Annotated in this window: 11 protein-coding genes and 5 pseudogenes; 13 read left to right on the top strand and 3 right to left on the bottom strand. The window is 37.6% G+C overall.

Annotation, left to right across the window (positions count from 1 at the left end; genetic code table 11):
* Window positions 1-24: 24 nt before the first annotated feature.
* The 7 genes and pseudogenes from KHX94_RS02775 to KHX94_RS02735 all read left to right on the top strand — a co-directional run bounded on the left by KHX94_RS02775 (window position 25) and on the right by KHX94_RS02735 (window position 6,044).
* Window positions 25-591: a glycosyltransferase gene (locus KHX94_RS02775; protein ID WP_213682280.1), complete on the top strand. Its 567-nt coding sequence runs from the start codon at window positions 25-27 to the stop codon at window positions 589-591.
* 231 nt (window positions 592-822) lie between these two features.
* Window positions 823-1,752, top strand: a pseudogene (locus KHX94_RS02770) (IS3 family transposase).
* Between the two features lie 227 nt (window positions 1,753-1,979).
* Window positions 1,980-3,296, top strand: coding sequence for a glycosyltransferase family 4 protein (locus tag KHX94_RS02765; RefSeq protein ID WP_213682279.1), 1,317 nt, complete (start codon window positions 1,980-1,982; stop codon window positions 3,294-3,296).
* Between the two features lie 5 nt (window positions 3,297-3,301).
* Window positions 3,302-3,700, top strand: coding sequence for a hypothetical protein (locus KHX94_RS02760; RefSeq protein ID WP_213682278.1), 399 nt, complete (start codon window positions 3,302-3,304; stop codon window positions 3,698-3,700).
* Window positions 3,701-3,883: 183 nt separating this feature from the next.
* Window positions 3,884-5,091, top strand: a pseudogene (locus KHX94_RS02750) (asparagine synthetase B family protein).
* Between the two features lie 269 nt (window positions 5,092-5,360).
* A pseudogene (locus KHX94_RS02740) lies at window positions 5,361-5,702 on the top strand (ISAs1 family transposase); the annotation flags it as partial.
* A 93-nt stretch (window positions 5,703-5,795) separates the two neighbouring features.
* Window positions 5,796-6,044: an acyl carrier protein gene (locus tag KHX94_RS02735; protein ID WP_213682275.1), complete on the top strand. Its 249-nt coding sequence runs from the start codon at window positions 5,796-5,798 to the stop codon at window positions 6,042-6,044.
* Window positions 6,045-6,170: 126 nt separating this feature from the next.
* On the opposite strand, the gene KHX94_RS02730 is transcribed toward KHX94_RS02735, so the two are convergent.
* The 3 genes from KHX94_RS02730 to KHX94_RS02725 all read right to left on the bottom strand — a co-directional run bounded on the left by KHX94_RS02730 (window position 6,171) and on the right by KHX94_RS02725 (window position 9,576).
* Window positions 6,171-7,304 carry an AMP-binding protein gene (locus KHX94_RS02730; protein WP_244859295.1) on the bottom strand — a complete coding sequence of 378 codons (1,134 nt, stop codon included), beginning with the start codon at window positions 7,302-7,304 and terminating at the stop codon, window positions 6,171-6,173.
* Window positions 7,256-7,840, bottom strand: coding sequence for an AMP-binding protein (locus KHX94_RS20065; RefSeq protein ID WP_244859294.1), 585 nt, complete (start codon window positions 7,838-7,840; stop codon window positions 7,256-7,258). The genes KHX94_RS02730 and KHX94_RS20065 overlap by 49 nt, the downstream gene beginning before the upstream one ends.
* Window positions 7,841-7,905: 65 nt before the next feature.
* Entirely contained in the window at window positions 7,906-9,576 is a 1,671-nt protein-coding gene (locus KHX94_RS02725) for an AMP-binding protein (protein WP_244859293.1), read from the bottom strand.
* Between the two features lie 222 nt (window positions 9,577-9,798).
* Here KHX94_RS02725 and KHX94_RS21660 point away from each other — a divergent pair, with 222 nt between their 5' ends.
* From KHX94_RS21660 to KHX94_RS02710, 6 genes and pseudogenes are all read left to right on the top strand, one after another.
* Window positions 9,799-9,954 (top strand): DUF5989 family protein, encoded by a 156-nt coding sequence (locus KHX94_RS21660; RefSeq protein ID WP_425314036.1) that lies wholly within the window; start codon window positions 9,799-9,801, stop codon window positions 9,952-9,954.
* A 30-nt stretch (window positions 9,955-9,984) separates the two neighbouring features.
* Entirely contained in the window at window positions 9,985-10,875 is an 891-nt protein-coding gene (locus KHX94_RS02720) for an SGNH/GDSL hydrolase family protein (RefSeq protein WP_213682273.1), read from the top strand.
* Between the two features lie 468 nt (window positions 10,876-11,343).
* Window positions 11,344-11,805 carry a carbamoyltransferase N-terminal domain-containing protein gene (locus KHX94_RS20935; RefSeq protein WP_280529611.1) on the top strand — a complete coding sequence of 154 codons (462 nt, stop codon included), beginning with the start codon at window positions 11,344-11,346 and terminating at the stop codon, window positions 11,803-11,805.
* Window positions 11,783-12,319: pseudogene (locus tag KHX94_RS20930) on the top strand (carbamoyltransferase N-terminal domain-containing protein); the annotation flags it as partial. The gene KHX94_RS20935 and the pseudogene KHX94_RS20930, both read left to right, overlap by 23 nt.
* Window positions 12,320-12,433: 114 nt before the next feature.
* Window positions 12,434-13,102 carry a carbamoyltransferase C-terminal domain-containing protein gene (locus tag KHX94_RS20055; protein ID WP_342345832.1) on the top strand — a complete coding sequence of 223 codons (669 nt, stop codon included), beginning with the start codon at window positions 12,434-12,436 and terminating at the stop codon, window positions 13,100-13,102.
* A 454-nt stretch (window positions 13,103-13,556) separates the two neighbouring features.
* Window positions 13,557-14,462: pseudogene (locus KHX94_RS02710) on the top strand (MBOAT family O-acyltransferase); the annotation flags it as partial.
* Window positions 14,463-14,464: the final 2 nt, after the last annotated feature.

The raw sequence follows: 14,464 nt of genomic DNA, 5'->3' as shown, positions 1-14,464 counted from the left end.
TCATTTTTCCCATTGGAAAAATTGATGGCGCGGAATCTTTTAGGAGTCCATACTAATAAAAAAATTATATTGTGCGGCGCAGTTAGGTTAGATGACTTTTATAAAGGCTTCCAATATTATATTGAAGCTATTAAGTTTTTAGATAGAGAAAAATATTTTTTATGTTTTTTCGGAAATGTCAATAATACATTGATTAGTGCTTTGGGTTTTGAGTTCTTTAGTTTTGGTTATCTTCATGATAGCTCATTGTTACGGCTTTTATATAATAGTGCAGATGTATTTGTGGCTCCAAGTACAATGGAAGCATTTGGGAAAACATTGGCAGAGTCGATGAGCTGTGGTACCCCAGTGGTTTGCTTCGATAGTACAGGACCTAAAGATATTGTTGATCATAAAGTGAATGGATATAGAGCTAAAGTTTTTGATTCTGAAGACTTAGCTAATGGAGTTAATTGGGTTGTTGACTCGAAGAACTATCAACAACTAAGTGACAATTCTATCAAAAAAGTTAGAGAAAAGTTTGATAACTCCATAGTCGCAGAACAGTACATTAAATTGTATAAAGAGTTATTGAGGGACGTTGTTTCTTAATAGCAAAAACATAAGGTTATTTTTAGTAACCAGGATAATATCCATGTCTCATGGAAATGATCAACGATGGAATAAGAGTTATAACCATTTTTCGTGTTGTGATAATCACTGTATAGTTATTTATCCTTATTATGAATAACGCTGTTGGTAGGGAGTAGATGGTAATCATCCCGTAAATTAACCGGCGTCAAAAGTAGAATTTTCTCGTAACATAAGCGCAGGAGATTCTGCATGAAAACATCAAAATTTAGCGATAGCCAAATCCTGGCGATCTTAAAACAAGCCGAAGCCGGTGCTCCTATGATGGCTCGGCTTAAAGAGCTAGAAACGGAAAATGCCCGGCTCAAAAAGATGTCCCCAAGGGGATAATAATATGCCGAGGAACGGCTCAAAGCCGAAATTCTCAAAGAGGCGATCGAAAAAAGGCGGTGCAACACCATTCCATTACCATCAAGTTCGCATGTCGTCTATTTGGGCTGAGTGAAACCTGTTACCGCTATCAGGCTAAACTCAGTGATGACAATGCGCAAATCGCCGACTGGCTGCTGCGGTTAACTGTGACTCATCGCAACTGGGGTTTTGGAATGTGCTTCTACTTTTTACACAATGTGAAACGCTTTGGTTGGAACCATAAGCGGGTGCTTAGGATTTTACCGTGAGTTGGAACTTAATCTGCGGATAAAGCCGAAGAAGCGCTTAAAACGTGATACGCCTGATGCATTATTAGTAGTGCCGGAATCGATAAATCAGTGCTGGTCTACGGACTTTATGCATGCCAGCTCGAAGATGACCGCAGCTTCAGACTGCTTAATATCATTGATGTTTTTAACCGAGAAGGATTGGCGATTGAGGTCGACTTTTCGCTGTCAGCTGAGCGTGTTGTCCACACGCTCAATCAAGTTATTGAATGGCGCTGCAAGCCCAGACAAATTCGTAGTGACAATGGCCCAGAATACATCAGCGCTTTACTGGCAGAGTGGGCAGCAAAACACGATGTTGAATTGAAGTTTATTCAGCCTGGAAACCCACAGCAGAATGCGTATGTGGAGCGGTATAACCGTACAGTTTGCTACGAGTGGCTAAATCAATATTTATTCAGCAGTATTGCCCGAGGTACAAGAACATGCGACAGAATGGCGCTGGTTTTACAACAATGAATGACCAAACAAGGCAATTGGTGGCATACCACCGAAATACAAACAGGCTTTAATAACGCAACCTTCTACTTCTAACATCCATTAAAAATGGGATGATTACCGATGTAAGAGATTGACCTTTATGACTTAGTTTAATTACTTTAGATAAATTCAGCCGTATGTTTATTATTTAAATTAAACTATAATAAATTTTATGAGAATTATGAATTTATTTGTATTAATGAGGAAGTGATGAAAATAGCTATAATACATTCACATTTAAATAATCGAGGTGGTTCACAACGCTATGTGATTGAAATTGCTAATAATTTTAAAAAACTAGGAGTGGATGTAAACATTTTCTGTTATGAATATAATAAAAAATTATGTTTTCAAGAGCTAACTTATAATTTAAATATTAAAAAAATATATACACGAGAGAATGTTTTTGAAGATAAAAATAGTTATAAAAAAAGTAATATATTAAAAAAATATTTGAAGTTATTTTACAATGTTAAAATGATACGCAGAATAGCTAATTCTATTGGCATTGATTACTTATTTTCTTTATATGTTACTAATAAAAATGCAAGTAAAGTAGCAGAACTAATGTTAAATAATCATGATGATTATGACTTGATCTTTGCTCATGAAGAACCTTTATCAGTATATGCGGCGATAAAATATAAGAAAAATAAAAATATTCCTATATATTGGTTTTGCTACGATTCTATAGAAAAATGGTTTCTTGAATGGAAAGTAGAATATCATAATTCTTTTATACGTAATTTTCTGCTTAAGCAGATATATTTTAAATATGATAGATATCTTATAAATAAATTTGTGGATAAATCTGCGGTGTTAGACAAAAAAATGTCGCAAAGATATTTTAAATTATATGGAAAACTACCGTTAATTAGAAGGGGAGGACTTCCTAAAAATGTGATTGGATATGGTAGGGAAAACAAAATTAGAGAAAAATTTAATTTGTCTGATAACATAAATATTATTTTACTATTAACTAGGTTTGTTAAATATAAAAGGGTTCATGATATTTTTGATGTATATATGAAGCTCGATGATGGAATTAGAAAAAATATATTTATTTACATAAATGCACCTGTAACTGATCAGTTATACTATCAGTGGTGTATTGATAAATATAAAGAGGTTTTAGAGAATAATAATATAATATTAGATTTGGAATTTTCTGGAAATGACAATGAAATGTATGATATGTATTTATCATCTGATATATTTGTTTTTCCTAATGATAATCAAACGTGGGGGCATGCTCCACTTGAATCTATGGGATGTGGTACCGCTGCGTTAGTTTCAAGTGGATGTGGAATAAGTGAAGTTGTTAAAAGTATTACTCCTGAAGCAGTTTTTGAAGTAGGTAATATTCATGAGTTAACTGATATGATTGAGAATATGGTTAAGAGTAGATCTTATAAAAAAATATCCGAAAAACAAAAGGATTATGTTAAAAATAATTTAGTTTGGGAAGATGTTTGTAAGATTTATATTGCTGATTTTAAAGACATCTTAGGAAATAAGCATGTGTAGCATATATGGGGGTTAGCATAAACTATAAAAAAGTAGCTAGTCTTTTTTCACATGAACTTCAGCATAGGGGGCCTGATGGAAGTGGTGTTTATTATGATGATGTAAAATGTTTAGTATTAGGTCATAACCGATTGTCCATTATCGATCTTTCTAATTCTGCAGTCCAACCAATGGTTGATGAAAGTGGTAGATATGTAATTGTTTTTAATGGTGAAATATATAATTACCTAGATATAAAACGTCAACTGATTATTTTAGGATATACATTTTTTACTAATTCTGATACTGAGGTACTCTTAAAAAGTTATATAGAGTGGGGAAGTGATTGTGTAAAAAAATTAGAGGAATGTTTGCTTTTTGTATTTACAATAAGAATGAAAATTATCTTTTTTGGCCAGAGATAGATTCGGGATAAAACCCCTTATTTATACTTTTTTAGAAGGGCAGTTTTTTTTAGTTCTGAACTAAAACCATTTTTGAATTCAGAACTTATTTGTAAAAAATTATCTGTTGAATCTATTAGTGAGTATTTCAAATTTGGTTCAGTTAAACAACCTAATACCATCCTTGAAGGGGTATATCAACTAATGCCTGGTCATACTATGACTGTTAAATTTGATGATCTAGGTTATGATGTCACTCGGTATTATGATTATGTAGAAGAATCAAAAAAATTATCTAAAATTACAAATTATAATGAAGCAATTATAAGGGTTCGAGAAGAGTTTGAACATGCTATTAGGTACCATATGGTAGCTGATGTAGAAGTAGGTGCTTTTCTTAGTGCAGGAGTAGACTCTACATCTGTTGTCGCTTTGATGAGGTCTTATAGTAACAAACAGGTAAATACGTTCAGTGTCGGTTTTAAAAATAAAGTAAATATAACAGATGAAACAGATATAGCCTCAAAAACGGCAAAAAATTTGGATGCTATCATCATAATATTATGATAGATGATCAGTATATAATAGACATTTTTGATAACTTTATTTCTAGTATTGATCAGCCAAGTATTGATGGCATAAATAGTTATATAGTGAGCTTGGAAGCTGCTAAAGAAGTCAAAGTGGCTTTGAGTGGGTTGGGTGGCGATGAAATTTTTTCTGGGTATCCTCATTTCAAAACAATTAATAAATATTCAAATAAAAAAAATGATTTTATTTATTTTTTTGCTAAAAAATTATATCAAAATAGATATACTCAAAAATATAATTTCGTTGGTGTCGATGAAGAACGTTGTTTAGAAGAAATTAGAACTATTAACAATAATGCTGAAAACTTTTTACTAAATAATTTTTCTATTGAACACTATCCTTTATCTCCTTATCTATCATCACTTCAAAGAATAAGTAAGTTGGAGATAGATAGATATATGCTTAATACTTTACTCAGAGATAATGATGTCATGAGTATGGCTCATTCACTTGAAGTTCGTCCGGTGCTACTTGATCATAAGTTAGTCGAACTAGCTTTTAGTCTTGATGATAGATTTAAACTTCAAAATGGTATATTGAAATCCGTTTTTGTTGATAGTATGAAAGATTTAATTCCTGTTGATGTTTGGAAGAGGAAAAAAACAGGTTTTGAAATGCCATATGCTATTTGGATGAATGGAATATTGAATAGCTATTTTAAGACTGTTGTTAATAATAAATCTGCTTTAATGATTTTCTCGTTAGATTATTTGTTAGCGTTGAAGAAACGAGTTGCAACTAGAAAGTTGAAAATAAATGATTGGGGAGTATTTATATTTTTATGCTGGCTCGATAAATTTTCAATTGAGATTAGTTCATGAATATTCAACAACTGTGACAGTTTCAGATTCCAAATTTGCACTGGGTGCGTCGAGGGTGTTCAATATTCTGTGTCAGCTTGGTCACAGATCGATGGTAGTGGTCAGTATTATGTTTGGCATAACCAAGATGCTGCTCCATCTCAGCTTCAAGAGCACGCTCAGCAAGCTTTTTGGTCAACAGCTTTAGGATACCTTGCTCACCAGGGCGGGATCGTACTTCTTAGCCAGTGTTGAATGTGGCACTTTGCTGTGATCTAATAGCAGCTCTGATGAACTTACTCGAACACTTGACGGTTGTTGAAGAAACCCGCTCTGACATTAACCAAAGGCATAATCTTGTGGACGTCATGTTCCTTGTCTTAAGCGCTATTATGTCGGGTGCTGAAGGCTGGCAATACATTGAAACCTATGGTGATAGTAAACTTCTCTGGCTACAAAAATTTCGCCCATTTAATCATGGTCTTCCTCGACGGCACACCATCGCTCGCATCTTGCGCACTGTGGTTGTGGAGTCACTGCTTGAAGCGCTGCTGAACTGGGTAAATGAGCAGCGGACCAATACAGGCAAGGCCCATATTGCCTTTGATGGCAAGGTGCTTAGAGGCGCTTACTGAATCGCCACTTACACAGTTCTTTTTACACTCAATATCTCTATGATAAGCTCCACTTATCCAAAAATTTTTATAGCTCTGTTAGATAATAATATGCCAAAAGATACCGTTAGAAAATTTATTATCAACTTACTTCATCGTAACAAAGACTATGCACCCTGTTCAGATGATGAATCGCTTATTCACTCTAATAGGATTGATTCTCTAGATATAGCCGAATTAGTCATTTTTTTGCAGAATAATTATGATATTTATGTATTAACTTCTGATCCTGACGTATTCAATGAGCTTGACTCAATTAATCTCATTGTTCAGTATATTCAGAATGCCAAAGAGCAATGAGATGTGTTGAATCGCTAGCAGTTCTTTATTTTGAACCACTCTGTATATCGAATATTAGCTAAAACATGGGAACCGATGAAAGAACTGTCAATTGAATAATTTTTACCTTCACGTATATCTTCAGGACTAAGGTATATCACTGAAGTTAAGTTTGTTTTTTTGTACTTTGCCAGTTGCCGTCATGGGATATTCAGTAACAAATCTAACGAATCTAGGAATTTTGTAGTCCGCAATATGGCCTTTACAAAAACACTTGATGTCATGTTCCGTTAATGTGTATCCTGTTTTCAAAATGATCCAAGCCACGACTTCTTCACCAAATTTTTCACTGGGTGTTCCGGTAACCTGAACATCGGCAACTGCGGGATGGGTATGTAGAAAATCCTCAATCTCTCGGGGAGATATATTTTCGCCACCCCGAATGATCATATCTTTTAAACGACCAACAATATGGACATAGCCTTGATTATCCATCATTGCTAAATCCCCGCTATGTATCCATCCTTCTGCATCGATTATTGCAGATGTTGCCTCTGGATCGTTCCAATACCCTAACATCAGGCTATATCCGCGAGTACAAATCTCACCAATCTCACCTATTGGAACTATGTTCCCCTGAATGTCGACAATTTTGTTTTCCAGGTGCGGTTGTGTCCTTCCAACCGTGTTTACTCGTTTATCTAATGGATCATCAGCACTTGTCTGAACTGATATGGGACTCGTTTCGGTCATGCCGTAAGCAATCTGTATCTCCTTCATGTGCATTTTATCGATTACGGCTTCCATAACTTCTTGTGGACACGGAGAGCCAGACATAATACCCGTCCGGAGTGAGGATACGTCGAACAGCTCAAACTGTGAGTTGTTTAATATCGCAATAAACATGCTGGGAACACCATAGAGGGCCGTTGCTTGTTCCTCTTCAACAGCAGTTAGGACCGACAAGGGTGAAAACAGCTCGCCAGGATATATCATGGTGGCACCATGGGAAATGCAACCTATGGTACTCAATATCATGCCAAAGCAGTGATATAAAGGCACCGGGATCACCAAACGATCTCGTTCGGAAAATTTCATACTTTCGGTTATAAAAAAAGCGTTATTTAGGATATTAAAATGGCTAAGAGTTGCCCCTTTAGCAAAACCTGTGGTTCCGGATGTATATTGAATCGTGGCGGGCGCCTTAACGTCTACTTGTTGCTGGCGAGTATTTAACTCACTGGCTGTGATAGTATCTGCCAGTTGGGGAGCGTACTCCACTGTATCATACCGACTCTCGGCTCAGTGCTGAGGGTGATGATAGCGTGCAAATCTGGAAATCGTTTTGAGTTAAGTTGTTCAGAGGAATGCAAAAGCTCAGGAATAAGCTGGTAGAGTATCTGAGTATAGTTATTGGTTATAGATACATCAGCAGCTATAAGCCAGTTACACTGCGATTGTTTCAATACGGTTTCGACTTCAGGGCTTTGAAAAGCTGGGTTAATACCAACCAAAATCGCGCCGACTTTAGAGATTGCTAACTGACTAATACACCATTGAACGCTATTGGGCGCCCATATTCCCACCCGCTCACCTTTTTGTACACCTAATGCCAATAGGGCTTTAGCGTAACAATCCACTTTTTGCTGTAGTGCTTGATAAGTCAAACGTGTCGGTTGAGCATTTTTCTGTTGATATCGTACAACAAGAGCTTCATTAGTAGGAAACTGAGCGACTATCTTATCAAAGTAGTTGCCTATCGTCTCCGTGAGCAGCGCCGGAGCTGGTGCCCCTTTCGAATAACTTAAATGAGCCAAATATCTCACTCCTAGATGAGTTGGAGCTTCATGTCGCTAGCGGAACTCGATAAGTTGTTACTTACCTAAGAACATTGTATATCCAGTTTGGATTTTTGTACTTTGCCAGTTGCCGTCATGGGATATTCAGTAACAAATCTAACAAATCTAGGAATTTTGTAGTCCGCAATATGGCCTTTACAAAAACGCTTGATGTCATGTTCCGTTAATGTGCATCCTGTTTTCAAAATGATCCAAGCCACGACTTCTTCACCAAATTTTTCACTGGGTGTTCCGGTAACCTGAACATCGGCAACTGCGGGATGGGTATGTAGAAAATCCTCAATCTCACGAGGATATATATTTTCCCCACCCCGAATGATCATATCTTTTAGACGGCCAACAATATGTATATAGCCTTGGTCGTCCATCGTTGCTAAATCCCCACTGTGTATCCATCCTTGAGCATCGAGTATCGTAGTAGTTGCCTCGGCATTATGCCAATACCCTAACATCACGCTATATCCGCGAGTACATATTTCGCCGATTTCGCCTCTGGCAACGGTATTTCCTTGAGTGTCGATAATTTTGTTTTCTAGGTGTGGGAGCGTCCTTCCCACCGTGTTTACTCGTTTATCTACTGGATCATCTGCTTTTATCTGCGATGAAATTGGGCCGGTTTCAGTCATGCCGTATGCAATCTGTATTTCCGGGATATGCATTTTATCGATGACTGCATGCACAATTTCGGGAGGGCAAGGTGCTCCACAGACCATTCCAGTCCGTAACGATGACAAGTCAAATAGTTCAAATTGCGGATGATTTAATTCAGCAACGAACATGCTGGGAGTACCATGAAGGACGGTTGCTTTTTCTTCTGTGACGGCAGTTAGAACTGACAAGGGTGAAAACAGCTCGCCAGGAAAGATCATGGTGGCACCATGAGTAATGCAGCCTAAGGTACTCACAACCATGCCTAAACAATGATGTAAAGGAAGCGGGATCACAACCCGATCTTGTTTAGAAAAACGCATATTTTCAGTCACGAAAAAGCCGTTATTCAAGATATTGAAGTGGCTCAGGGTTGCTCCTTTAGCAAACCCTGTAGTTCCAGATGTATATTGAATCGTGACCGGATCCTGGATAGCGACTTGTTGCTGCCGGGTGCTTAATTCATCAGCGGTGATAGTCTCAGCTAATTGGGGAAGCGTACGCCACTGTATCATTCCGATGCGTGGCTCTTCACTGAGAGTGATGATAGCTTGTAGATCGGGAAGTCTTTCTGAGTTAAGCGGTTTTGCAGCGAGCAGAAGCTCAGGAATAAGCTGGTAGAGTATCTGAGTGTAATTGTGGGTTATAAATGCATCGGCGGCGATGAGCCAGTTACACTGTGATTGTTGCAGAACATACTCTATTTCATGACGTTGAAAAGCGGGATTAATGCCAATCAAAATCGCACCAATTTTAGCCGTTGCTAACTGGCTAATACACCATTGGATACCATTGGGTGCCCATATTCCCACCCGCTCACCTTTTTGTACTCCTAATGCTAATAGGGCTTTAGCGTAACAATCCACTTTTTGCTGTAGTGCTTGATAAGTCAAACGTGTCGGTTGAGCATTTTTCTGTTGATATCGTACAACAAGAGCTTCATTAGTAGGAAACTGAGCGACTATCCTATCAAAGTAGTTGCCTATCGTCTCCGTGAGCAACGCCGGAGCTGACTTCCCTTTCGAATAACTTCGTTGAGTATCCAAGTGCCTTGTTCCTATGTGCATTGAGCCATCAAAATTTGCGAACTATTTTTACGGTAACTGACAATAGTTTGAGCAACTATACTATTTTCATATTCGTGCAAGACGTAGCTGACCATTTGAACAAAATTTAATTGCACAAATATTCAACTGGTTACAGCTGTATTTTTATTTGTCAGTTAATATAGACTACTTACCTTGTGCTTTGATTCCAAGGGTTACCATATGAAAGAAATTTTTCTAGAGCTAATGAGTTTTTTCTTTTCTAAGAAAAGTCGGATGCTCCTCATTCCTTTCTTAGTTGTTTTACTCGTGTTATCAGTATTGTTTGTGTTTACCGGTAGTTCGAGTTGGGCGCCTTTCATATACGCCATTTTCTAAGCTATCTGATGTTCTTTAATTGAGGTGTTTATGTGGATTCGCTCGTGGGGACGCAACCTACTATTGATGTCGTTGGGGATTATTCTAGCTTTGTTAGCTGGTGAAGGGGTTGTCCGAGTGGCCACCATGGATCAACAAAACTATGTGATCGAAATGTGGCGTTATGCGAAGTTGTTGAAAGAGAAAAGTCCTGATCCCGAGATCGGGCATCAACATCTTCCGAATCATTCCGCAACCTTACAGAATGTGATAATCCAAACCAATGAGTTTGGTATGCGTGGACCTCGACCTGATAGCCATGCTCAGCATCGTGTTGCGATAGTGGGGGACTCAATAGCCTTAGGATGGGGAATCTCCGATCAACAGAGCCTTCGAGGGCAACTCGCACAACGCTTACCAGAAAAATTTGATGTGGTAAATGCGGGTGTGGGAAATATGAATATGGCTCAGTCAGTGAAGCTTTGGTCAAAAATTAATCAAAAAATTAAAGCTGATACACTTATTGTACTTGTGACACCTAGAGCGACGGCTAAAGTAATAACACAAGAGCCGGGATGGTTTGTGAAACATAGTGAATTGGCAGCACTGGCCTTGACATTTATAAAGCAGCTAATGAGTGGTGAATTTGGTGAACAAGCACTGCTACATGGATATCAACAACAATGGCAAAGCGAGGCTGGTCAGGCAATATTAACAAGTGCCTTTAATCAGTTAAAGCATATTACCCAGGTACATAATGCCCGAGTGATCATTGCATCCGTGCCTGAAATGCACGATTTTAACCACTATCAGTTTGGATTTATGGAACAGGAGACTAAGCGCTATGCAGAACAATATGGATTTACGTATATAGATCTGCTCCCCTGTTACAAGGCGCTCCTACTTCATCATTTTGGGTTTCACCTCAAGATATCCATTTAAATGCAGCAGCGTTTGAGATTATATCGAAGGCTATTGCAGATAAGATACCAAGGTAAGCAAGTGCTAAATAACCACGAAAAGCCCGATGTCAAGTCAATTCGACTAAAATTACTCGCCTTATGTTGTAGTATGGTGATGCTATCGGTAATTGTAACATGGATACATGGGCAGTTATGGTTATGGTCCCTGCCATTTTCCTTCATTTTTCTGATATATGGAGTATGGGCACCTCTGAAATTATCTTTATTAATCAGTTTATTAGATCTACTTCATCTAAAGCTTAGAAAACTGTTGTTTTGGCTACTGTTTTATATTGTTATTACCCCCATGAGTTGGATTCTCCGTATAGTGAGACCTAAAAAGATCTGCTTAAAAATTAATAAAAAAGAAACTTCATATTGGGCCGCTCCTGAACAGAAGGAATTGGCTGCTGATGATTTAAACCGGCAATTTTAGGAATAGATACGGATGACCTATATTCTTGGTATTTCTGCTTTTTATCATGATAGTGCAGCGGTACTACTCAAAGACGGTAAAATCGTTGCTGCTATTCAGGAAGAACGATTTTCGCGGATAAAGAATGATGATCGGTTCCCAAAATCAGCCATTCAATGGATGTTAGCGGATAACCAACTGACCATGGAAGACATTGACTATGTGATCTTTTATGAAAAGCCATTCATTAAATTTGAGCGGATCTTGGAGACCTGTATTCGGTTTGCCCCCAAAGGATATGAGCTTTTTTGCCAGGCGATACCCGTTTGGTTAAAGGATAAAATTTTTCAAAAAGTATCGATTACTAGGAGTTTAACTGAATTAGAGGGGGAAAACAGTGGAATAAAAAGCTACTTTTTCCGAACATCATTTATCCCATTGCGCAGCAGCTTTTTACCCATCCCCTTTTACCTCTGCTGCGATTCTTACTATTGATGGTGTTGGAGAATGGGCAACAACGACAATTAGTGTGGGGCATGGAGAACGGATTGAACGGATTGCGGAGCTATCTTTCCCCCATTCGCTGGGGATGCTTTATTCTGCAATTACAGCTTTCCTTGGATTTAAAGTGAATTCAGGTGAGTACAAGGTGATGGGGCTTGCTCCTTATGGTCAGCCCATATACGCAAATGTGATTAAAGAACATCTGATTGATATTAAAGCAGACGGTAGCTTCCATCTGAATATGCATTTTTTCCGGTTTGCAACCGAACTACGGATGTATGGGTCAGAGTTAGCAAAGTTATTTAAAATTCCCCCAAGAACACCAGAAAGTAAATTGCTGCAAGAACATATGGATATTGCGGCTTCGTTACAGGCCGTAACCGATGACCTTTTTTTACAGTTAGCCGATTATGTTAAGCGGATAACAGGACAAACCAATTTGTGTCTTGGAGGAGGCGTAGCATTAAATTGTGCTGCGACAGGGAAAGTGCTAAAGAGTGGGCCGTTTGACCGCGTTTGGATCCAACCCGCTGCAGGTGATGCCGGTAGTGCGCTTGGTGCTGCATTTATATGCCAACATCTTTATCTCAAACAGCCTAGAATTGTCCAAGATGGCTATATGCCTTACCTAGGCGCAGCGTTTAATCAAGAACAAATACAAAATCAACTGGAAAGGTTGAATGCGAAATATACCCTGGTTGCGGATGGGAAATTGTTTATCCAGACCGCGCAGGCATTAGCTGAGGGAAAAATTGTAGCGTGGATGCAAGGATCCGCTGAATTTGGTCCTAGGGCTTTAGGAAATCGTTCGATTTTAGCTGATCCTAGAGTTGCTAATTTGCAACGTGATTTAAACCTTAAAATTAAATATCGCGAATCTTTTCGCCCTTTTGCTCCAGCAATCCTAGAAGATGATGTTGGGGATTGGTTTGATATAACAGGTTCATCACCACATATGAATTTTATCTATCAGGCTAAACCTGGGGTCGCAGAGCAAGTTCCATCAGTCATTCATGTAGATGGAACGGCTAGGTTACAAACAGTTTCCAAAGTAGGTAATGAAAAATTTTACCATTTATTACAAACATTTAAATCAATAACGAATTGTCCAATGCTGGTTAATACTAGCTTGAATGTTCGTGGTGAACCAATGGTGCTTTCTCCTGAAGATGCATTTAATTGCTTTATGAATACCGGGATTGATCTTTTGGTGATTGGTAATATTGTTTTGTTAAAGACAGAGCAAGATAGCCAACTCTATAAAAAATACCACTATGCTTTAGATTAGCCTGTCAAAGGATGATACATGCTTTTTCAATTACCTAGTTTTTTGATTTTTTTATTAGTGTTCTCATCATTATTCGATGGTGTCCAGATAGGTGGAATAAGTTTATCCTTATTCTTTGCAGTATAATTTTTTATGCATTTTGGAATACTCATTATATTGGCATTTTAGTTTTTTATATGATAATAGGCAGTATGGCCTGTTACCTACTCAGATACTCAATAAAACGGCAGATAGTATTCTGGATTATTGTCATTCTATTACCACTTATATTTTTTAAATATACAAATTTCATATTACAATCTTTAGGAATTGATTACCGTCTACATACTGGATTACCATTAGGTATTTCTTTTATTACTTTTACATTAATTAGTTTAGTTGTTGATCGTTCTCATGCGATAGAAAAAAAAACAAGCTGGCTAGATATTGCGCTATACATTAGTTTTTCCCTCATTTAATTGCTGGGCCGATCTTGCGAAGCCATCAATTGATACCTCAGCTAAAGTGTATCAAGGTAACTAAAGATAGTATTATTTATAATATTCCTTTATTTGCAGTTGGGATGATAAAAAAGGTATTGATTGCTGATCAGCTTGCCAGCTATATTGATCCAATTTTTCTGGCACCACAAAATTATCATACATATGATTTAGTAATCGCAGCCGTTGGCTTTACAATCCAAATTTACTGTGATTTTAGTGCTTATTCAGATATGGCCATTGCAACAGCTGGCATGTTAGGTATCCGTTTTCCAGAGAATTTTCATTCTCCTTATTTGGCATATTCACTTACCGAAACTTGGAAACGTTGGCATATGACTTTAAGTTTCTGGTTGAGAGATTATGTCTTCATCCCTTTAGTTCGTTATTGTCGAAATTCGCTACGTTATTTACCAATTTTTTTAACTATGTTGATCTCCGGTCTATGGCATGGGGCTAGCTGGAACTTTGTACTATGGGGAGGAATTCAAGGGGGAATTATGATGTTCGAGAGCTATATTGGTTATGCAAAGCTAATTAATCGCTATCCATACTTAAAGCCAATTTCTATAGCACTGAATTTTTTCCTGTGGAGTACCTTGCTAATCTTATTCCGCTGTTCCTCTATATCAGTCGCAACTGATTACTATCATCAATTATTCTATATTAACGAATTCCAAATTGACTCTATGCATTGGGAAGTGATAAGTTTGAGCCTAATTACATTACTATTGCATAATATTGATCGAGTAAATGAGATCCGTCATTATTTTTCAAAAGTTACACCAGTGCTGATAGTCCCCATAGCCTCTATTGTTATTTTGGGGTGTGCAATGGTTGCTGCTCAACGCCCTGAAAGTTTTTATTATTTTGATTTTTAATT

The sequence above is a fragment of the Shewanella dokdonensis genome (assembly GCF_018394335.1).
GTDB lineage: Bacteria > Pseudomonadota > Gammaproteobacteria > Enterobacterales > Shewanellaceae > Shewanella > Shewanella dokdonensis.
The sequence above is the reverse complement of the archived record's forward strand: the minus strand, read 5'-3'. Positions and strand labels throughout refer to the sequence as shown.

What these genes read in the sequence shown, in the direction of transcription:
- KHX94_RS02775 (WP_213682280.1), top strand. Translation starts at nt 25, where the DNA reads ATGGCGCGGAATCTTTTAGGAGTCCATACTAATAAAAAAATTATATTG.
- KHX94_RS02735 (WP_213682275.1), top strand. Translation starts at nt 5,796, where the DNA reads ATGCCAAAAGATACCGTTAGAAAATTTATTATCAACTTACTTCATCGT.
- KHX94_RS20055 (WP_342345832.1), top strand. Translation starts at nt 12,434, where the DNA reads ATGCCTTACCTAGGCGCAGCGTTTAATCAAGAACAAATACAAAATCAA.
- KHX94_RS02760 (WP_213682278.1), top strand. Translation starts at nt 3,302, where the DNA reads ATGGGGGTTAGCATAAACTATAAAAAAGTAGCTAGTCTTTTTTCACAT.
- KHX94_RS02720 (WP_213682273.1), top strand. Translation starts at nt 9,985, where the DNA reads ATGTGGATTCGCTCGTGGGGACGCAACCTACTATTGATGTCGTTGGGG.
- KHX94_RS02765 (WP_213682279.1), top strand. Translation starts at nt 1,980, where the DNA reads ATGAAAATAGCTATAATACATTCACATTTAAATAATCGAGGTGGTTCA.
- KHX94_RS20935 (WP_280529611.1), top strand. Translation starts at nt 11,344, where the DNA reads ATGACCTATATTCTTGGTATTTCTGCTTTTTATCATGATAGTGCAGCG.
- KHX94_RS21660 (WP_425314036.1), top strand. Translation starts at nt 9,799, where the DNA reads ATGAAAGAAATTTTTCTAGAGCTAATGAGTTTTTTCTTTTCTAAGAAA.